This is a genomic window from Wolbachia endosymbiont (group A) of Sphaerophoria taeniata (genome assembly GCF_947250735.1).
Lineage (GTDB): Bacteria > Pseudomonadota > Alphaproteobacteria > Rickettsiales > Anaplasmataceae > Wolbachia.
On record NZ_OX366344.1, the window covers coordinates 449,575 to 469,629 of the forward strand.

Here is a 20,055-nt window from a genome sequence, read left to right on the forward strand (position 1 = left end):
CTTCTCCACCTAATGCTTAAGCTTAAAACATTAGATGCTTTTGACAAGATACAAGAAGGAGGCTACTTGCATGACATCATCATAAAGTAAAATGAGATCCCAGTGTCACGCACTGGGATGACATTATAGGGGCTACTGGGATGACATTATAGAGAGGCACTGGGATGACACCCTGACAATCGTCATCCCGCTGCTTGTTAGCGGGATCTAGAGGTACCGCGGCGGTATGACGGTTCGCGGTGGCATCTCGTTATCCCGCTGCTTGTTAGCGGGATCTAGAGGTACCGCGGCGGTATGATGTAGAAGCTATACTTTTATAACCCAGTGTCCAATCTGGATTCCAGTTAGCGTTTTTAGTAACTAAGAAAAGTGCTTCCCCTTTTTAGAGAACTGCATATAATAGATTTGACATTGCAGTGCATTGTGCAAACAAAATTCCCAATACTACAGGAGGCTTTATGAATAAGAAATTTCTCTATTCACCATTGTCAATAAAAAGCATAGGAGAAAACGTTGTATTTTCTGGTTATGCTAGCGTTTTTAATATAGTTGATAAACAAAATGACCTGATCTTACCCGGAGCATTTAAGGAAAATTTAAACAGAAATAAAATAAAACTCCTTTGGCAGCACAATCCAGGTGAACCTATAGGTAATATTATAGATATTTGCGAAAATGATGTTGGCCTGTATATAACCGCACACTTACTTTTGGGCATCCAAAAAGCAAAGGAAGCGTACTTAATGCTCAAAACTGGAGTAATCAATGGACTTTCCATCGGCTATATACCTATAGAGTATGATGTTGATCATAAAAGCGGAGCTAGAGTGTTAAAACAAGTGGAATTATGGGAAGTCAGTTTGGTCACTTTTCCTGCAAACTTAGCTGCTCAGGTAATCAATGTGAAAGATCAGAACAATGAACAGGAAATGTTAGCAAGAGCGATAGAAAAAGCAAATGCTGTACTTACAGACATGTACATTTCTGCTTAAAGTGTATTAGGCGGGCAAAGACTTTACCATAATTTGATACCTGCGTTAGTATTTATTTAACATTTATACTAATATATATAACTTTACTACTGTTAAAATTTTCTGTAAATCGAAGTTAAAAAATAAGGTAATTTTATGCTAAATACTAACAATAAGGTTAATTATGAAATTAATGTTAAACGAAAGGAAAAAAAATACAGTTGGTCTACTGTATTTGCTTGGTGAACGCAAAATGCATGAGGAAAGTCAGCGTGAGTTAGAACGCAAATTAGAGAGCTTGGGAAGTCAATTAAGAACTGCTGAAGTAGAGAAAAAGAGCTCAGAAAATGAGGTTGCTAGGTTGCAAGAACAAGTGCAGATCTTAGAAGGAAGTAAAGAATGGGAGTTAGCTGGAATAGGTGATACCTTAAATAAAACTTCTTTGAGCGTGATGGAATTGTTAGCGCAGCAACTACCACTAAATAATCAAGAGCAACAACTACAGGGAAAAAAAGTTGACTTAGAAGATAAATTAAAAATTTTAATCAGTCAGCTAAACGCTACTGAAGAAGAAAAGCAGATCTTAGAAGGAAATAAAGCTGAAGAAATAGAAAGACTAAAGGCAGAATTAAAGAAAGAATCAGATGAAGCGTTACAAGAAAAGCTTGCAGAACAAGAGAAGTTGATTAAGCAGTTACAAAAGGAGCAGCAGCAAGTAGAAGATCAATTGAAAGCTGATATTAAGAAACTACAGGGAGAAAAAGAAAACATGGAAGAACAATTAAAAATAATGCAACAACAACTGTTAAATAATCAAGAACAACAAAAGTTGGAAGAAAAGTTAAAGGATGTTGATAAAAGGTTAGAAGATATTGATGAAGAAACTCAAAAATCACAAGGACAAACAAAAACTAAAGCGTCAGATACAGTGAGTTTGGTAAGCGCAGCATCTACTGCAAAATCAACTACTGAATCAACTCTTTCAAAATTACGAAACTTGCCCAATAAGCTTTTTGGGGATAAGAATCTCAATAACTTTTTATCTAGGAAAAACGAGGAGTTAAAAAAAGGTTTTCCTGAATTTAAAGAAAAGCACTTTTGCCATAACGTGCTTGATGAAACCATAAAATCTCTATCAAATAAAAATAGTGGAAAATTTGAAAGTAAAGAATTACTTAAATTATTAGAAAGTAATTTAAAACAATCCGCAAGGGAGATCATAGAAGCCAAGGTTAAAGAAGTTGTCAACAAACATTGCATTGAAAAAAATATAGGTAAAGAACTACGAGATGACACGTTAAAAGCCAAGTTGTTAACTTCTGTTAAGCAATGCATGAAAAAATTAAATTTTAACGAAAAAGATGCAGTTGCAACTAGAGATTCTATCTTGCACAGCTTTAATAGCAAAAATAATAATAATAACGACTTAGGAAAATTACTTAAAGAAATTGTTGTGAAAGAGCTAGTAGAAGCTAGAATGAGATTTTTTTCAGATAAGATTCAAGAGTTACAACTGACATCAAGCATAAGAGATAAATTTTTATCTCCAGATCAGAAAATGTGTAATCAAACTCAAGGAGGAGTAAACGAATACCAATTAACAGAAAAAGCTAAAAAAGAATACACACCTAATTCCTCGATGAGTCACACTAATATTGCAAGCATACATTCATTGAACAGTCGGAAAGCAGTTAGAGTAGGCTCTTAGCATAAAGCACCAGCTCCTCTTTTGTTAAAGTGTAGGAGCTGTCTTCCCAATGTTGTTTTAGCAATTCCAAGCTCCTACCTAAACTTTTTCCTGGCTGGTGACCTATACTTATTAAATCATCGCCAGATAAAGGAAATTTTGGAATATTGAATGTATTAGCAAACGAAATGTATTTATCAACATTTTCTCCAGACTCAACACCACAAATTTTTACTAAATCACAATATAATTCTCTACCAAATAAAGATATGTATTTTTTTTGCTCTTTTTCTGAAAGTTCTGTTTTGATATCGTTGGATAGTAAAAATAGCAGCTTTTTCTTTTGCTTGTTTGAAAGACGTAAAAATTTGCTTACATATTCTCCAAGACTTAGCCTGTCATTTTTGGTGGTCCTAAGGAGTAACGCTAATTTTACTAGTGCATCAGTGCCGAAAAGAAGTGACGAAGACAGAATTTCGCATTTTACTTCTTTTGGGATAATCTTTTGCAAAACATCAGATTCTTGGATGCTCTTAAGTGTTGGAAAAGGATCATTGCACTCCAGCAATTTAAGTATTTCATCTCTTATTCTCTCTCCAGAGAGGTTTTGGATCATATGCGAATGCTTTTTGCATACGCTTAGTATTTCATCACTCAAATCTCCGACACATATTTTTGCATGAAAACGAAATGCTCTTAAAATACGTAGATAGTCTTCTTTAATTCTATCTTCAGCGTTGCCTATAAAGTTTAACCTTCGCGCCTTTAAATCCTCGATACCACCAAAGTAATCATATATATGGCCATGCTTATCTGCATATAGAGCGTTAAATGTAAAGTCACGCCTTGAAGCATCAGCTTGCCAATTATTAGTAAATTCTACTTTCGCATGCCTGCCATCACATTTCACATCATGCCTTAGTGTTGTGATCTCAAAAGATCTTTGATTTAGAACCGCAGTTATAGTCCCATGTTTTAAGCCAGTTGGAATAGTTTTTATATTACGGAGCTTTAGCGCTTTCATCACCTGATCAGGAAGCAAATTGGTAGCGAGATCAATATCATGGACATCACGCTGCAAAATTGAGTCTCTCACACACCCGCCGACAAGCCTAGCCTCACCACCAAATTTCTCTATGGCATCGATGATTAAACTAGTTTCATGGTCAACTTGCATTTAGGTTAGTATGTACTGCAAGTTCATATTATATGAAATGCTTGCAAAAGCCCTATATAAAAATATACAGGGCTATGAAGATTTACTTTACAAGTATTGGTTGCTGCTGATGAAATGGTTGTTCTGCCATCGATTCCGTACCACATCTTGAACTTAGTAAACTTGAAGGGTTTTGCTCTTCATAGCGCTCTATGCGCTGCTTTATATCACTAACGCACTGCTCTACAACATCACAAATTTTTCCATTAGCATTTTCTGCCAATAACTCATCAAATCTCTTTTCAACCTCTGCTCTCTCAGAGATATCCTTTGAAACGTTACAATATTCCAAGATCTCATCTACCTGAAGTTTTTTTGCTAATAGGAAATCTTTTTGTTCTTGCTCTTGTTTAAGTTTGGTTTCCTCTTGCAGTTGTTTTGCTAAACTTTTGTTTATATCAAGCAATGGTTCGAAATGAGCATAGCCTTTGTTTATTACATGCAAAACACTACTGTCGTCGTAATTAACTTTATTGTATTCACCTGCATTTTTTGAACCTGAATTGTCTATTAATTGATGCAAGAACGGGTCTTGTTGATTGTCAGCAACACGGAATGGGTTACTCTCTACAACATGCAATTTCACACCATACTTTCCACAAAGTATTCTGCCTTCAACTTCAGGATCACCCCATCTATTGTTGTCCATGATATTTGCTGTATAATCACTTGCAGTCTCATTACGGCGCTGGCCATCATTATCGTAACTGTTAGCAGTAGAATGTACAAACCATTCTGGCGGATTGTTTTGTGCAAATTCCTTGCAGTCCACCCGTAGCTGTTCAACAGTAACCTTTATCTCTTTCTGCTGCTCTAAACTTTGTCTAAATGAATCAAAAAAGCAGCTTCCATTACCAATTGCTTGCCCTACATAAAAATTGTCAGGGTGAGGATTACTATTTAAAGAAGCTATTTCTTGCCCGGAGCTCTTGAGCCTTTTCGGACTTTCAACACCGTGAAAATCACTTAGTAGCTTCTGTTCCCTAGATTGAAGCATAATTTTTACCTTAATTTAAGCTATATATTACTATACCAACAAAACTGTCAATAAGTAACTAATTAAGTATAGCAGAAATTCTTAAATTGTGCAATAATTATGGCTTTAAATAGCAAATATGAGCTTTAACTGTGGTATAGTTGGGTTACCAAACATAGGAAAATCAACTTTATTTAATGCACTTACAGAGTCAAGTGCAGCCGAAGCTGCAAATTATCCTTTTTGCACAATCGAGCGAAATATAGGCAAGATTTCGATAAAAGATCAGCGTTTGAAACAAATCGCAGCAATTGCCGGTTCAGAGAAGATAATTTATAATCAATTAGAAGTTGTGGATATTGCAGGTCTTGTAAAGGGCGCAAGCAAAGGTGAAGGACTCGGCAATAAATTTTTAAGCCATATCAGAGAAGTTGATGCCATCGTGCATCTGCTCAGGTGCTTTACGGATGACGATATCAGCCATGTACACAGTAAAATAGATCCAATATCAGATGCTGAAGTGGTGGAAATGGAATTAATCCTAGCTGATATTGACAGCATAGAAAAAAGGCTTCCTCAATTGGAAAAGAAAGCAAAACAAGGTGATAAAGAGCTAAAGAGACAACTTGAATTAATGCAAGAGGTATTAGCTACTTTAAAACTCGGTAAACCTGCAAGAAGTTTGGAAAACATGGACGAAGCCGAAATGAAGTCACTTCAATTGCTGACAACAAAGCCCGTTATGTACGTTTGCAATGTTGAAGATACAAATGTTATAACTGGCAATGAATTATCTCAAAAGGTAGAGAGAATGGCAGAGGAAAATAAAAGCAAATTTTATTGCATTTCAGCAAAACTTGAAGCAGATATTGCAAATCTTGATAGTGAAGAGGAAAAACAGAGTTTTTTATCAGAATTTGGCTTACAAGAATCAGGCCTTGATGGAGTAGCGCGTATTATGTATGAAGTGCTGAGTATGATAACTTTCTTTACTGTGGGCCCCAAAGAAGCACGGGCATGGCCAGTAAAAATAGGATCAACAGCTGATAAGGCAGCAGGTGTAATCCACACTGATTTTGAGAAAGGCTTCATAAAAGCAGAAACTATAAGCTTTGCAGACTACATAAAGTATGGAAGTGAATCAGCTTGCAAAGACGCAGGAAAAATTCGCTTTGAAGGCAGAGATTACGTCGTGCAAGATGGTGATATAATGCACTTTAGGTTTAATGTGTAGTTTATTATGCAGCCACTTATTTAAAGTTAAGTTTTCTGGATCCCAGTGTCTGGGCACTGGGATGACAAGAAAGGGAGCACTGGAATTTTTGTTTCAATATTTGTACATTAGCCATGCATCTGAACAGATACCTCCCCTAAACGGATACACTGTAGAAGGAGAGTTTCTTCTCCCCAGTAAAGACTAGATTCCAGACTGGAATGACAGCAGTCCTACGTCATACCGCGATTCATTCGCGGTATCTCTTAGCATAGATCCCGCTAACAAGTAGCGGGATGACGGTTGTCAGGGTGTCATGCAAGTAGCTGACACTGGTTCCTTTATGACGGCAGTGCTCGACACTGGAATCCAGCTTTTAATACAACCCCTCACCAAAAATATTGTGTTTTAACATAAGGTTAGCTACTTTTATACTCACCAACTTAATCTCTAATCAAAATTCCTGGATCCAAGTAGTCAGGGCACTGGGATGACATCCTCCCTAGCGGAGATTGCTCTCAAATCACAATGTTCGTACAGTAAGCACTGACCACTTTGCTTCAATATTTGCGATGCCCCTGAACAGATACAAAAAATCTATTGTTTTTTTATAAATTAAATCCTAAGGCATTTTTTACTGTAGATTAATCATTTGATTATAGTATCATCTTAATTAAGCTTATGCTTGGAATATTTATGAAGAGTATTTTATACTTTGTATTATTAGTTGTTGTATTTGGATCACTGAGTCTATTTGCTGTAAAGCAATTTGAAGAAAAGAAAATTGAATCAGTTCATAAAAACGAAAATGTAGGTGTAAGGAAGCAAGATAGCACAAATCAAAAAGATGAGTTGAAAAGCAACGTCGATGCTAAACAAACACAAGAGGCTGAGAGCAAAAGAGTAACCGATAAAGAGAAGCTGCAACACAACGAGAATAAAGCTTCTGTGGTTGAAAAAACTATAAGTGAAGGTGAAAGGATTGATAAAGATTTGCCAAATGGCCAGCTAGAAGAAAGTACAGGCGAATTTGCTCGAAATTTACCAAATGTGGCCAATAAAGAAGTGAATAAAGATTTGAAACCAGAGCCTTTGCCTTTAAGTGCTGATTTAAATGAGAATACAACTGACCCGCAAAAAAATCTACAAGCTGATCAGAAGATTGATATAAAAGATAATGAACTTTCAAAAAGTGATGCGAGTCAATTATTAGAGGGAAAAAAAGAAAAAGTAGAGAATCAGTTTGAAGAAAAAAAAGTGAAAGAAACAAACAATAATTCTAAGGACCGCAATAGAGTAAAACCTATAACTAAAAAAGATGAAGAAGAGCAAAGTGAAAAGAAAAATTTACAAAAATGGACAAAGCTAAACAGAGAACCAATAAAAGAATGGGGTCATAAAGATATACAAAGCAAGTCAATATATAAACGACAATATGATAGCCTTAATGAGCATCTTCCTACAACTGTATTTATTGATGATTACAGTAAGCAATTTTTTTACTGTATTAAGAAGAACAACTTAACTTGCTTAAGGGGAATAATAAGCAAGTTAGAAAAAATTGGATTAACAACTCAAGAGATACTAAGGTTTAGAAATAAATTGGGTGATACTCCTCTCATTTATTCAGTTAAACAAGGTGAGGTAGACATAGTGCGCTTTCTCTTATTACAAGGCGCTGATCTTAGAGTAGTTAATAATAATTTTCAATCCCCAATTGATATAGCAATCGAAAAAAAGCAGATCAATATAATAAATGCGATTGCCGAAATGATGCCACACCTTTTGGAGGATAGAAAAATAGACAATAAAGAAAGCTCAGCAATTTACGATTGGGCTGTGAAAACGAAAGAAAACAATGAGTCGCAGTGCGATAAGCAAGATGATTAGATTTTTGATATTAATTTTAGTTGGTCATTTATGTTATGGAAACGAAACAAATGATGAAAAAAATCAGATTAGTGATTTTTTAAACGCTCTACATGATGCAAAATACGTATCTTACAGTAAAAAAGACTTTGCTGAATTTTTGGTGCAGTGCCACAAAGAGGGCGTGCCAGAAGATTTTAAGAAAGGTTTTGGCTCTAACTTAAATGGAGCTAATTTTAGCCAATTGTACCTAAGTGGATCTGTTTTTGATGGAGTAAGTCTGATTGGTGCTGATTTTTCTAACACCGATTTATCCGACGTGTCTTTCATTGATGTTGATTTACGTGGTGCTAATTTCTCCAATGCTAATTTACGTGGCATTAAAATAAAAGGTACAAATTTGAGTTTTACAAAATTTGTTTCTGCAAACTTAACAGATATCGTATTTGATCAGTCTCATGTTAGTTATGCTGATTTTATCAGTTCCGATCTCAAAAAAGTAAGTATGCACAACGTAATTGGTTTGCATACTAATTTCTCGAATGTGCAAATGAATCTTTCCAACTTATCAAACTCGAATGTTAGCTACGTAAATTTTAATGATAGTGAAATAAACGATACTGTTATGCAGAAAAATAACCTTGATAATGCAAGTTTCTTTGGAGTGGATGCATATAAATTAAAGATACAATTTTCTTCATTAAAAAATGCTAACATATATGGTGCAGAGTTAAAAGAATCAGACTTTACAGGTAGCAATCTTTCCGATGCCTGCCTTAATTCTTCTATCATAATTAACAGTAACTTCGACGAAGCTAATTTAAGCAACACACAAATTTCCTATGTGAATGACGATAATTCAAGTTTTGTTCAATCTATACTAAATGGTTCCAAGATAAAACATGTATATGTTTCTGGAGCAAGTCTTCAGGATGCTGATTTATCCAATATTGATTTTAGTTTTAGTGAACTGCATCAAGTTAATGTCTCTAATGCTGACATTCGTCACGGAAAGTTTCATAATACTAAAGTTGCGAATTCTGACATGAATGGCTCATTTTTTGACCATTCACTATTCACCTCTGCGAAGATAGAAGATTCAGACCTTTCTACAACTTCAATGTATAAGATAAAAATCCAAGACTCTCAAGTTTATAACAGTACACTTTTTCACCATAATATTGATTCCAGTGAAATAGAAAATTCAACATTCTTTAATTTATTAGCTGATAATTCGAGCTGGTCCAATTTAAAAGTAACTAATTCAAATTTTATTGAAAGCGATTTCAGATCTTCTTTGCTTCACGCTAATGCCTTTAGGAAAACTAGCTTTTTTCTTAGCAATTTGAGCAATTCAACAATTAGTGATATGTCTTTTCACTCTTCAAGCATATATAAAAGTTCAGTTGCTGATGCTCATTTAACAGATTGCAAGTTTGATAATTCAATTTTGATTGACAATCAAGGGCAGAAAAAACTTGCAGGGTTAGAAAATGCTATAACTTCAATTGGAGATTTGCAAGAGAAAATATCACAGGGTGAAAAATTTAATGTAAATTATTCTTACTTTGAATTTAAGAATATGAATTTAGAAAATGCTGATTTTTCTAATTCAACATTGAGTAGAGCAAAGTTTGTAAACGTTAATTTGAATAAGGCAAATCTTGAAAAAACCGATTTGCGCTATACTGTCTTTGATAACTCTTCTCTCATTGGCACCAACTTATCAAATTCTAATTTAGAAGGTTCTAGCTTTTTAAACTCTGATCCAAAAAGCGCCATATTAAAAAATGCAAAGAAAAATGACCATAAAAAGTGAGGGCATATTATTGGTTCTATCCTCTCCTTCTGGAGCTGGAAAAACTACTATATCAGAAAAATTACTTGAGCGATCAACTAATTTAGTTAGGTCTGTTTCTACGACTACGCGCAAGCCTCGCTCTGGCGAAATAAATGGAAAAGACTATTTTTTCGTTACCGAAGAAAAATTTCACGAGTTATGCGAAGCTGGTCAGATGCTTGAATACGCCAAAGTTTTTGAGAATTTTTATGGTATACCAAGAGATTTTATAGAGCAAAACTTAAGCAGTGGAATAAGCGTTTTACTAAGCATAGACTGGCAAGGGGCATTTCACTTATTCAAGCTCATGAGAAAAAAAGTTGTAAGTGTTTTTATACTTCCCCCTTCAATGGAAGAGCTGAGGTTACGCCTGCAAAAGCGTAATAGCAACAGTGCGGATGAAATAGAGCGCAGATTAGCCGAAGCTCAAAAAGAGATAAGCAAACGTGATAAATATGATTATGTAATAATCAATGATGATATTGATAAAAGTGTAGAAGAGATAAGCTCCATACTAAATAAAGAAAGACTTAAAAAACTAAAAGAAAAACCAAGTCTGGAAGATTTATAAAAGCATCGATCTGCAGCTATAGTTTCTTATCCTATAGCTATACCGCCGCGAACCGTCATACCGCGATTCATTCGCGGTATCTCAGCATAGATTCCGCTAACACGTAGCGGACCGTCATACCGCCGCGGCGCTAACGAGTAGCGGAATGACGGTTTTTCAAATTGTCGTAAGTCAGTTTAGCTATATTTTAGCCAGTAGCACGTTTTGCAGTTACTCACTTTAGCTATATTTATTATTTTTTAAGATTAAATGGTTAAAATAGTAGACAACTGTTCAAGTGAGGATTTGACTATGATAACAGATTTTCTAATAGAAACTAGTTTTCTGCCTTTCCACCTATATTTTGATCACATATACAACGTTTAGCTCAATTTAAAAGTCAAACTTCTTGGTTGTTAGTTTAGTGCTGACAACTTAAATAGCTTTTAATACTGGGGTTTTAGTATGGGTATAGATCTAAGCGCACTAGCTACTAATGCAGATAAATTAGACGAATACATAGATAAAAATAAAAAGCGAGAGCAGGATAGAAAAGACGAGCAATTGTATGGCACTATAGAGAGAAAGGTAAAAAAAGAAAAACACAAGCGTGAAAAACCAAGAGGTCAAGATGGAACCCTCAAGAAGTGCAAAAGGTTATTTGAGGAAGGTGCTAGCTCTGAAGTATTAACTAAATTAGAAGAATCACTTAGAGAACAAGAAAAATATTATAGGTATTATGTCCAATGCTTCCTTCCAGTGCTAGATGAAGTAATAGAACGATCGAAAAAAACACCAAATGAAACAAAAGAGCGAGTAAAGCAAGCAATTTCAGAAATTACTTATAATAGCAAATATTGTTTTACCCACAACCAAAATGATCGTAGGGACAGTGAAACAGAGAGTCGCTACGGTAGCGATGTTGAAGATGATCATGAAGTAGAAATAAGCAACGGAATAACGAATAATAATGTTCAATTACTAAAAGCGATCAAAAATGGAAATAACAGGAAATTTAGAAAATATCTAAAAGATTGTACGGATATTAGCAGCATAAAAGATGAAAAAGGAAATAATATTTTACACCTTATTGCATCGCTCGAAAAGAAACAGAAATGCAAGTTTCTGGGTATCCTAATAAAAACGGTCACCAAGGAAGATTTAGCACAACTCATTAATAGTGAAAATCAGGACGCTCTTCAGGTGGCACTAATTAACAAGATAACAAAAGAAAAACATGAGTTTCATACAATCCAAGATAACGATAACACACTTAAGTTTCTTACAAAATTGTTAGAGCATGGAGCCAGCTCTGATAATTTAGGATTATCTACAAAAAAATTACAAGACTTAAAAGAAGAGCAAAAGACATACTATCGTAATTTCTTAGAAAAATTAGCAGAGCAAGGAAAGAACTCTAAATTAAAGCCAGAAATAAAAATCAATACAGAAGCAAAAATTAAAGAAATTATACCACGTACCATAAATACTCCAGATAGTAATGATAATTATCAATTACATTTAGCAATTAAAAATAATGATAAAGAACTTTTTAAAGAACTATTGCAAAAAGGGGCAGATATTAGCCTTAAAGACACAGATGATAATAATGCTTTACACTTGATTGTTAAACCTGAAACAAAACAAAAACTTAAACTTCTCCATATATTGCTAGAAGCAAGCCAAAAAGAACAATTTATAAAAGCTGTAAATGATAAAAAAGAAGGGCAAACACCGCTCCACCAGGTACTCCAGCGCATACAAGAGAAGAGTGAGAACCGATCACTTAAGAAATTTGAGAAAACTAAGAGATATAAAACCCTAGAGCTATTACTACAAAACGGTGCAGATATTACTGTGCAAGATAAAGATGAAAAAAATGCTCTGCACTATATTGCTTCATTCAAAGGAGAACAAAAAGTTGCATGTTTGAAGTTGATTTCAGATAAAGATAGATTTAGTAATGCTGTAAATACTACTAACAAGGAAGAACAAACACCTCTTCATCAGTTGCTTCAGCATATAAAAGAAAAGAATGAGGATCGATCATGTACAGATAGAAAATTTGAAAAAACAAATAGATATAAAGCCTTAGAGTTATTTTTACAAAATGGTGCAGATATTACTGTGCAAGATAAAGATGAAAAAAATGCTCTGCACTATATTGCTTCATTCAAAGGAGAACAAAAAGTTACATGTTTAGAGTTGATTTTAAATTCGGTGGAAAAAGAGAAATTTAGTAAAGCTGCAAACGCCACTAACGAAAAAGAACGCACACCACTACAAGTAGCGCTAATTACTAAGACGACAAAAGATAAACATAATTTGGTCAATCCTAAGAGCCGTGATAACACGATCAAGTTTTGTGTAAAATTAGTGCAAAATGGTGTTGACCCAAAGCAGTTAATACTACCCGAAAGATTATGGAGCAAAGAGTATTATAAAATTATAAAAGGAATAGAGAAATCAATGGGTAGAGCGCTTATTCCAGATTATATGAGAACTGAACTGAAGTGCAATTTTGGCAAGAAGTTAAAAGCACGCGATATTGTGAAGTATGTCAATAATGTTGTTTGTAAAGTAGTGACAACGCTTGTATTTACTGCTTTAGCCTGTGCGGTAATATTCAGCGCTTCTCAAGGAAGTATTACAATTGCAACTGCCTCATCTATTATAGCAGTTATTGGAGTTTGTTATCTTATTTACTTGAATTTAGAAAATATTTATGAAGGATTTGGAAAAATTAAAGGAAAGTTTACTGAAGAAAAGCAACTTACACTTCAAGATAACGCACCAAAAAATGATACACAATGCAATAACTCTGTTAAGGATATAGAAAATAAGTCCAACGATTTAGAAGAGCAAGAGGTACAAAAATCATCAAGTCAATCAGAATATACAGAAAACCCAGCTACTAAAATGAGCGATGTATCAATACTACGTCAATTCATGAATAAGCTAGTAGGGAACGTTCTATAGCTAGCTACAATTTGATATGCCGTCATTCCGCTACTCGTTAGCGCCGCGGTATAGCACATTTTGCACCTGTTCACTTTAGCTATATACCAATATTTATCCTTTCTTAAAACTAAACATTTAAAATAGTAGATAATCGTTGAAGTGAGGTTTAACTATGATACTAGCAGAAACGCTCTTCTGCCTGTATTTCAATTACATATACAACATTTTAAAATTTAAATCTAGCTTTTTAGTTGTTAGTTCTCAATCTCAAATTGTTGACACTTACAACTACAAAGATACACAAATAGTTAGTTTTTAGTGAGGCTTTGGTATGACAAAAGAAAATTCTACATCTAGTGAGTTAGTACACAACAATGAATTATTGAGCATTATAACGAAAAAAGTAACAAAAGGAAAGCACAAACACCTACACCCAGAAGTTGGGAAAGACAAGACTCTCAACAAATGCAAGGGATTGTTCAAGGAAGGGGCTAGTCCTAAGATATTAACCGAAGTATTAACCAAATTAGGAGAATCACCTGAAGAACAAGAAAAATATTATAAGTATTATACTCAACACTTCCTTCCAGCATTGAAAAAAGAAATCAAACAGTCAAAAAAACTAGACCCAACAAAAAAAGAGGAAATAGAACAAGTAATTTCAGAAGCTATTAACAAGAGCAGCAAAAAAGATCATCCTGATAACGTTGATCAAAATGAAATTGGTCGTAGAGGGAGTAGGGAGAGTGAAACCGAAAGCGGCAACAGTGGCGAAGCTGAAGATAATCATGACGCTAGTAAGAAGCATTCAATCAGTAGTGCTAACACAATAAGTGAAGATCAAGAAGTAGAGAACGGGATAACGGGTAAAAGTGAAGACAGTGGAATTGAAAGCGGCAACAGTAGCGAAGCTGAAGATGATCATGCTGACGAGAAAGACCACATTTCGGGTATACCAATTTTCCACACAGCAAATGAAAACCAAGAAGTGGAGAAAACCAACGGGATAACGAACAGCAATGTTCAATATACTGATGAGGAATAGCCAATATTCAAAGTAATCAAAAATGGAGATCAAGGGAAATTTAGAGAATATCTGAAAGGTTGCACGGATATTAGCAGTGTAAAAGATAAAAAGGAAAATAATATTTTACACCTAATAGTTACACAATTAGAGAAAAAACAAAAGTTTGATTTTTTAAATACAGTACTAGATGTGAGTAAGAAGGAAGGAAAAGAGCAACTTAAAGCACAACTTGAAAAAGCTGTAAACGATAAAAATGGCAACGGTCAAACACCACTGCAAGCATTGTTACTTAGTAAAGTAACAAAAGAAAAACATAGTTTTGAGACTACACCTAGAAAAACTTTAACACCTTTTAAAAAACTTATACCACACTACGACAATACAATAGTATCTGCTATACAATTGCTCAAATTAGGAGCAAATATTGATGATTTGCAGTTGTCTAAAGAAGAATTACAGGAGTTAAGCGAAAAACAAAAAATATATTATCTTAACTTCTTAGAAAAATTGGCAGAGTCAGTAAAGAAGTCTGAATTAGAACCAGAAATAAAAACCAATACAGAAACAAAAATTAAAGAAATTATAGGGTATACCATAAATACTCCAGATAGTAATCCATTACATTCAGCAATTGAAAATAATGATAAAAAACTTTTTGAGGAGTTACTACAGAAAGGGGCGGATATTAGCCTGAAAGACACAAATGGCAACAATGCTTTACATCATATTGCTTTACTTAAAGGAGAGCAAAAAGTTGCATATTTGGAGTTAATTTTGAATTTAGTAGAAAAAGAAGTGATATCTCAAGATAAATTGAGAGAAGCTGTAGATCCTACCAACCAGAAAGAAGACACGCCTCTACAAGCGGTGCTAAAAACAAAAGCAAGGAAAGAAAAAATTGAATATCTAAAGCAAGGAACAATTTTTGATTCAACAGTTAGTTGTAGCAATACAACAAAGTTTTGTGCAATGCTGCTAGAAATGGGCGCTGATCCCTGTTCTCTAGAGTTGGAAGGTCAAACATTTGATACTAAAAAGTATTATCTAACTTTACTTAATTTAAAAGAATATCCAAGAATTACACAAGAAGCACAAAAAAAGGTTAGAGAGCTAAAGGAGAAACTCGAGGAAAAATACCACTGTAAAACTGCTTCAAAAAAATGTCAGTCTGGCATTGAAAAAGCAGGTTCTTTTATAGAAAAAACAGCATCTACTACAGGAAAAGCAGTATCTGCTGCTGGAAAGTACATAGATCCAGCAAAGAGAACCCGTCAAACATTAATATCCATAACAACGGTTATTTTCATTTCAGCTGTAGCATATGGTGTCTCTCAGGGTTACATTGGTGCCCTTGCCGCTTTATTCCTCGCAGCTATTGCTATAGCTACATGTCTTGCTCTCACTTTAGGGTTTAGTGGTGTTAAGAAATGTTTTGAAAAACTAACTAATAAAACAAAGAACTCTACTGACAATGACCGACAGACAAAGCGTGCAAGAAATCCAAAAAGTGAAGTAAAAGATACATCTATTAAAGAGCAACGCACAAATGTGTTGAAGGTTTCCTAGTTATAAGCTAGTATACCCTCTTTTCCGGAGCGATGAAGTCAATTTCATCGCTCAGAGTTTTTTCAGCCACTTTTTTATAATCAATTTTTACGTTAATTTGACCTTTCTTTTCTTCAAGCCACGCTATGGTGTGTTTCATCCAGTTTTTATCATCACGCTCAGGAAAATCTTCACGAGCATGAGCACCTCTACTCTCCTCTCGATTGGCTGCGCATTCCATGGTAATAACCGCTTGTGGGATCATGTTAGCAAGCTCCAGTGCTTCAACTAAATCACTGTTCCATATCATACTGCGATCCTCAAGTGAAACATCAGGCATCATTTTTGCTACCTTTTTTATAGCTTTTTTACCTTCTTCTAAAACTTCAGCAACACGGAACACTGATGCGTACTTTTGCATAGTGTTCTGCATTTCGCTGCGTATTTTTGCTACTTTGAGCTTCCCAGAAGCAAATCGCATTTTATTAAACCTATCTATTATCCAATCTGTACAATCTGAGCTCAATTTTTTATGTGGTGTACCGGATTTTAGTTTCTCTTTTGCTCTGAGCGCTGCAGCTCTACCAAAAACCACAAGATCAAGAAGTGAGTTAGAACCAAGTCGATTTGCACCGTGCACAGAGACACATGCAGCTTCTCCAATTGCAAATAGTCCATCTACCACTTCTTCCTTACCTTGCTTCAGCGTGATCACTTCTCCATGATAATTGGTTGGAATGCCGCCCATGTTGTAGTGAACAGTTGGAATAACAGGTATTGGATCTTTAGTGACATCAACTCCAGCAAAAGTTCTTGCGGTTTCGCTGATGCCCGGCAATCTGAGTTTTATTACTTCCGGATCAAGATGCGCTATAGTTAAATACATGTGATCTTTTTTCGGTCCAACTCCCCTTCCCTCTCTAATTTCAATTGTTATTGCACGACTTACCACATCACGGGAAGCTAAATCTTTTGCTTTTGGTGCGTAACGTTCCATAAACTTTTCGCCCTGAGAATTAACGAGGTACCCCCCTTCTCCACGGCACCCTTCTGTCATCAAGCACCCTGAGCCATATATTCCTGTTGGATGAAATTGTACAAATTCCATATCTTCAAGTGGTAATCCAGCCCTTACTACCATGCCATTACCATCACCTGTGCAGGTATGCGCACTTGTTGCAGAGAAATAAACACGTCCATATCCACCTGTTGCTAGCACCACCGAATGTGCGCGAAATCTATGTAATGTACCGTCGCATAGCGACCAAGCAAGAACTCCACAGCATGCTCCGGTTTCGCTATCCATAATTAAATCAATCACAAAGTATTCAACAAAAAATTCAGCGTTGAATTTAAGACACTGCTGATATAGAGTGTGAAGGATTGCGTGCCCAGTTTTGTCTGCTGCCGCACAAGTGCGCTGCGCTGATTTTCCTTTACCAAAGTGAGTTGTCATTCCACCAAAGGAACGCTGGTATATTTTGCCATTTTCTGTACGAGAAAAAGGTACGCCAAAATTTTCAAGTTCAATAACAGCTTTAGCAGCGTTTTTACACATATATTCTATTGCATCTTGATCACCAAGCCAGTCTGAACCTTTTATTGTGTCATATGCATGCCAGCGCCAATCGTCTTCACCAATATTACCTAAAGCTGCACTAATTCCGCCTTGTGCTGCAACTGTATGACTTCGTGTAGGGAAAATTTTAGAAATGCAGGCAACTGAAAAATTAGTTGCAGCCATCCCAAGCGTTGCTCTGAGCCCTGCTCCACCTGCACCCACTACTACCACATCATACTCATGTTCTATGATCTCATACGCTGACTTATCCATATTTGCTTATTTTATCATTACAGGCTTATGATATCACAGAAGTAGAAAAAATCTATACAAGTTTTCTATAGCTAATACCAATTCTCATTATTAGTGAACCACTTTTTCATCCAATAATTTTGATCTTAATGCCATTTAAACCTCGCTATTTTACTTACTTCAGGTGGAACATACAATAAAATGGTTGAGTCTTTATCTGGCTTGCATCCATCGGTAGTTATTACACTAAATAAACAGGAAGTTGGTGGAATGATAAAAGAAACGATTACTCAAAAATTTTCTGAAATGGCCAGGGAAAACCTTGCCAATTTCTCTGAGGAAGAGCAGGAAAAGATTCGTAATGAGTTGCCGGAATTATTGTCTGAAACAGTAAGATAGCTACACGCTTAGCTCTTGAGAAAAAGTGTCAGGGGTTTAGCAGTGGACTAGATAATGATAAAAAGGAGGAAATATTAGGAGAATGTATGAGTAATTTATCCTATGTTGAACTGGAGAATCAAAACGAAGTGGTAAGGTAAATTATATTTCATTAAAGTCATTTATCTTGAAACATAAGCAGGATTTTGTATAGTTGTTTCAATTTGGGTCTGTATATTGAAACAATGCGTGAAAATGACAGGTCATTGTACAAGAGGTACCTAATTTGCCGACAAGAATGCTAGATAAAGAAACTTACATTTCAATTATTTCATAATTTCTGTATAATCTTACAAGCTCAATTGGTATATTATGAAGATAATAATAGGTAATGCTAGTAAAGAATTAGGGGAATCAGTAGTTAACCGGCTAGATGTTCAACCATCCTCTGCTTGGATATCAAAGTTTACCGATGGCGAGGTAAATGTAGAAGTAGCAAATGATCTATATAATCAAGAAGTATACATAGTACAATCTCTTTCTCCCCCTGTGAATGATAACCTTATGGAGCTTCTGCTTATAATTGATGCAGTAAATAGATTAGGAGCCAAAAGGATAGTAGTAATTATTCCTTATTATGGATATAGCAGACAAGATAGAATTATCAAGAACAATAATATGCAATCTGCTTTAAATGCCAAATTAGTTGCAAATCTTATTCAAACTGCAGGTGCAAGTAGTGTTGCAGTGATTGATTTGCACTCAAGTCAAATTGAAGGATTCTTTGATGTACCGATAACTAATTTGAACTGCTTTGAAGCATTTGTTGACTGTATACACAAGGAAAATTTGGCAATTGTTGCACCTGATGTTGGAGCAATTGGCAGAGCACGTGCTTTTGCAAAGACTTTAGAGGAAAAGTACAAGATAGGGTTAAGTGATAAGATTATTGTAGTAGATAAATATAGGGAGAAAGCAGGCACATCTCAAGTAATGAACATAATAGGAGAAGTTGCGAATAAAAATTGTGTCATTGTTGATGATATAGTTGACTCTGGTGGAACATTGTGTAATGCAGCCCTTGCTTTAAAAAATTGCGGAGCAAAGTCCGTAATTTCATGCATCACACATGGCGTGCTTTCAGGAAGTGCAGTTGAAAAAATTTCTTCCTCTTCTTTAGATAAATTAGTGATTACGGATACTATACTTCACAAACTTGAAAAAACTGGTAAAATAGAAGTTGTTTCGGTCGTAGATATTTTAACTCACTTCATCCAAGGAGGTAAAGATGCCAGCTAAGTCAACAGAAGACGTTATTACTTCACTAATAGAATTTGCAAATAAGAGAAAAATAACAATTACCAAGGAAGAAATGCTTAAAATTGCACAGCTTGTAAGGATTAAGTTATCAAATGACGAGATTGATCACTACTCCAAAGAACTGACAATGCTGGATTGGATACATGATACTTTATTACAAGTTAATACTGAAGGTGTTTCTCCTATGCGTTATGGCAGTATAGACAAGGACATTCATGTATGCGATGATGTTATAAATTCTCAAAACATTAAAGAAGAGATATTGTCCAATACAAAACCTGAGCATGGGTATTTCGTAGTGCCAAAGGTTATAAACGATTAGGGTAAAATAAGGCTCATATCAATTCTATAATAGATCTACTTTCAAAGTATCCGTTCAGCAGAGTGGCAAAACAGATATAGCTAACCCAAGAAGGTTTCCCTACGTCATACCGCCGCGGCGCTAACAAGTAGCGGAATAACGAATTTGTTGTTTTTCAAATTGTAGGTAAACCTAAGCCACTTTAGCTATAGGTTACTTGCCCCATGATTTTCTTTATTATCAGATATTGCTTTAAATAATATGAAGGGGTAAGTTGTCAGCAATTGCCATCATTGATTTTGGTTCACGTACGATATCGGTAGTTAACATTAGCTACCTGAGGGTCAGAGTCGCCTTTCTTAAAGATATTTTAAGTATACTAGATGTA

General features: G+C 35.1%; 16 protein-coding genes. 13 read left to right on the forward strand and 3 right to left on the reverse strand.

The genetic code is table 11. The annotated features are described in order from the left end of the window. Positions 1 to 458: 458 nt before the first annotated feature. On the forward strand, positions 459 to 992 hold the full coding sequence (locus OOK84_RS02240) for an HK97 family phage prohead protease (protein ID WP_264732233.1): 534 nt from the start codon (positions 459 to 461) through the stop codon (positions 990 to 992). Between the two features lie 163 nt (positions 993 to 1,155). Further along, positions 1,156 to 2,679 carry a coiled-coil domain-containing protein gene (locus tag OOK84_RS02245; protein ID WP_264732234.1) on the forward strand — a complete coding sequence of 508 codons (1,524 nt, stop codon included), beginning with the start codon at positions 1,156 to 1,158 and terminating at the stop codon, positions 2,677 to 2,679. Here OOK84_RS02245 and OOK84_RS02250 read toward each other — a convergent pair. Both OOK84_RS02250 and OOK84_RS02255 read right to left on the reverse strand, forming a co-directional pair. After that, positions 2,663 to 3,835 (reverse strand): CCA tRNA nucleotidyltransferase, encoded by a 1,173-nt coding sequence (locus OOK84_RS02250; protein ID WP_264732236.1) that lies wholly within the window; start codon positions 3,833 to 3,835, stop codon positions 2,663 to 2,665. The two genes, OOK84_RS02245 and OOK84_RS02250, sit on opposite strands and share 17 nt — an antisense overlap. An 82-nt stretch (positions 3,836 to 3,917) precedes the next feature. Continuing rightward, positions 3,918 to 4,871: an OTU domain-containing protein gene (locus OOK84_RS02255; protein ID WP_264732238.1), complete on the reverse strand. Its 954-nt coding sequence runs from the start codon at positions 4,869 to 4,871 to the stop codon at positions 3,918 to 3,920. Positions 4,872 to 4,989: 118 nt separating this feature from the next. Between OOK84_RS02255 and ychF the strand changes: the two genes are divergently transcribed. The 8 genes from ychF (at position 4,990) to OOK84_RS02290 (ending at position 15,876) form a co-directional block, all read left to right on the forward strand. Further along, complete coding sequence (ychF, locus tag OOK84_RS02260) at positions 4,990 to 6,084, forward strand: redox-regulated ATPase YchF (protein ID WP_264732240.1); 1,095 nt, start codon at positions 4,990 to 4,992, stop codon at positions 6,082 to 6,084. Then, the gene (locus OOK84_RS06780; RefSeq protein ID WP_410529701.1) at positions 6,077 to 6,271 is read left to right on the forward strand and encodes a hypothetical protein; all 195 of its coding nucleotides are present in this window, start codon (positions 6,077 to 6,079) and stop codon (positions 6,269 to 6,271) included. Before ychF ends, OOK84_RS06780 begins: the two co-directional genes overlap by 8 nt. 488 nt (positions 6,272 to 6,759) lie before the next feature. Further along, positions 6,760 to 7,953 (forward strand): ankyrin repeat domain-containing protein, encoded by a 1,194-nt coding sequence (locus tag OOK84_RS02265; RefSeq protein ID WP_264732242.1) that lies wholly within the window; start codon positions 6,760 to 6,762, stop codon positions 7,951 to 7,953. Further along, complete coding sequence (locus OOK84_RS02270) at positions 7,946 to 9,751, forward strand: pentapeptide repeat-containing protein (protein ID WP_264732545.1); 1,806 nt, start codon at positions 7,946 to 7,948, stop codon at positions 9,749 to 9,751. The genes OOK84_RS02265 and OOK84_RS02270 overlap by 8 nt, the downstream gene beginning before the upstream one ends. Then, the gene (gene gmk, locus OOK84_RS02275; RefSeq protein ID WP_253308926.1) at positions 9,735 to 10,343 is read left to right on the forward strand and encodes a guanylate kinase; all 609 of its coding nucleotides are present in this window, start codon (positions 9,735 to 9,737) and stop codon (positions 10,341 to 10,343) included. The genes OOK84_RS02270 and gmk overlap by 17 nt, the downstream gene beginning before the upstream one ends. A gap of 444 nt (positions 10,344 to 10,787) precedes the next feature. Further along, positions 10,788 to 13,301, forward strand: coding sequence for an ankyrin repeat domain-containing protein (locus tag OOK84_RS02280; protein ID WP_264732243.1), 2,514 nt, complete (start codon positions 10,788 to 10,790; stop codon positions 13,299 to 13,301). A gap of 313 nt (positions 13,302 to 13,614) precedes the next feature. After that, positions 13,615 to 14,328, forward strand: coding sequence for a hypothetical protein (locus OOK84_RS02285; protein ID WP_264732245.1), 714 nt, complete (start codon positions 13,615 to 13,617; stop codon positions 14,326 to 14,328). A 171-nt stretch (positions 14,329 to 14,499) separates the two neighbouring features. Continuing rightward, positions 14,500 to 15,876 carry an ankyrin repeat domain-containing protein gene (locus tag OOK84_RS02290; RefSeq protein ID WP_264732246.1) on the forward strand — a complete coding sequence of 459 codons (1,377 nt, stop codon included), beginning with the start codon at positions 14,500 to 14,502 and terminating at the stop codon, positions 15,874 to 15,876. Between the two features lie 7 nt (positions 15,877 to 15,883). On the opposite strand, the gene sdhA is transcribed toward OOK84_RS02290, so the two are convergent. Next, positions 15,884 to 17,689, reverse strand: coding sequence for a succinate dehydrogenase flavoprotein subunit (sdhA, locus tag OOK84_RS02295; RefSeq protein ID WP_264732248.1), 1,806 nt, complete (start codon positions 17,687 to 17,689; stop codon positions 15,884 to 15,886). Positions 17,690 to 17,869: 180 nt separating this feature from the next. On the opposite strand from sdhA, the gene OOK84_RS02300 reads away from it, so the two are divergent. From OOK84_RS02300 to OOK84_RS02310, 3 genes are all read left to right on the forward strand, one after another. Beyond that, on the forward strand, positions 17,870 to 18,067 hold the full coding sequence (locus OOK84_RS02300) for a hypothetical protein (RefSeq protein ID WP_264732250.1): 198 nt from the start codon (positions 17,870 to 17,872) through the stop codon (positions 18,065 to 18,067). A gap of 351 nt (positions 18,068 to 18,418) precedes the next feature. After that, complete coding sequence (locus OOK84_RS02305; protein ID WP_264732252.1) at positions 18,419 to 19,345, forward strand: ribose-phosphate diphosphokinase; 927 nt, start codon at positions 18,419 to 18,421, stop codon at positions 19,343 to 19,345. After that, positions 19,335 to 19,688, forward strand: coding sequence for an Asp-tRNA(Asn)/Glu-tRNA(Gln) amidotransferase subunit GatC (locus OOK84_RS02310; protein WP_264732254.1), 354 nt, complete (start codon positions 19,335 to 19,337; stop codon positions 19,686 to 19,688). Before OOK84_RS02305 ends, OOK84_RS02310 begins: the two co-directional genes overlap by 11 nt. The last annotated feature ends 367 nt before the right edge of the window (positions 19,689 to 20,055 follow it).

What these genes read in the sequence shown, in the direction of transcription:
- OOK84_RS02240 (WP_264732233.1), top strand. Translation starts at nt 459, where the DNA reads ATGAATAAGAAATTTCTCTATTCACCATTGTCAATAAAAAGCATAGGA.
- OOK84_RS02245 (WP_264732234.1), top strand. Translation starts at nt 1,156, where the DNA reads ATGAAATTAATGTTAAACGAAAGGAAAAAAAATACAGTTGGTCTACTG.
- OOK84_RS02250 (WP_264732236.1), bottom strand. Translation starts at nt 3,835, where the DNA reads ATGCAAGTTGACCATGAAACTAGTTTAATCATCGATGCCATAGAGAAA.
- OOK84_RS02255 (WP_264732238.1), bottom strand. Translation starts at nt 4,871, where the DNA reads ATGCTTCAATCTAGGGAACAGAAGCTACTAAGTGATTTTCACGGTGTT.
- ychF (WP_264732240.1), top strand. Translation starts at nt 4,990, where the DNA reads ATGAGCTTTAACTGTGGTATAGTTGGGTTACCAAACATAGGAAAATCA.
- OOK84_RS06780 (WP_410529701.1), top strand. Translation starts at nt 6,077, where the DNA reads ATGTGTAGTTTATTATGCAGCCACTTATTTAAAGTTAAGTTTTCTGGA.
- OOK84_RS02265 (WP_264732242.1), top strand. Translation starts at nt 6,760, where the DNA reads ATGAAGAGTATTTTATACTTTGTATTATTAGTTGTTGTATTTGGATCA.
- OOK84_RS02270 (WP_264732545.1), top strand. Translation starts at nt 7,946, where the DNA reads ATGATTAGATTTTTGATATTAATTTTAGTTGGTCATTTATGTTATGGA.
- gmk (WP_253308926.1), top strand. Translation starts at nt 9,735, where the DNA reads ATGACCATAAAAAGTGAGGGCATATTATTGGTTCTATCCTCTCCTTCT.
- OOK84_RS02280 (WP_264732243.1), top strand. Translation starts at nt 10,788, where the DNA reads ATGGGTATAGATCTAAGCGCACTAGCTACTAATGCAGATAAATTAGAC.
- OOK84_RS02285 (WP_264732245.1), top strand. Translation starts at nt 13,615, where the DNA reads ATGACAAAAGAAAATTCTACATCTAGTGAGTTAGTACACAACAATGAA.
- sdhA (WP_264732248.1), bottom strand. Translation starts at nt 17,689, where the DNA reads ATGGATAAGTCAGCGTATGAGATCATAGAACATGAGTATGATGTGGTA.
- OOK84_RS02300 (WP_264732250.1), top strand. Translation starts at nt 17,870, where the DNA reads ATGGTTGAGTCTTTATCTGGCTTGCATCCATCGGTAGTTATTACACTA.
- OOK84_RS02305 (WP_264732252.1), top strand. Translation starts at nt 18,419, where the DNA reads ATGAAGATAATAATAGGTAATGCTAGTAAAGAATTAGGGGAATCAGTA.
- OOK84_RS02310 (WP_264732254.1), top strand. Translation starts at nt 19,335, where the DNA reads ATGCCAGCTAAGTCAACAGAAGACGTTATTACTTCACTAATAGAATTT.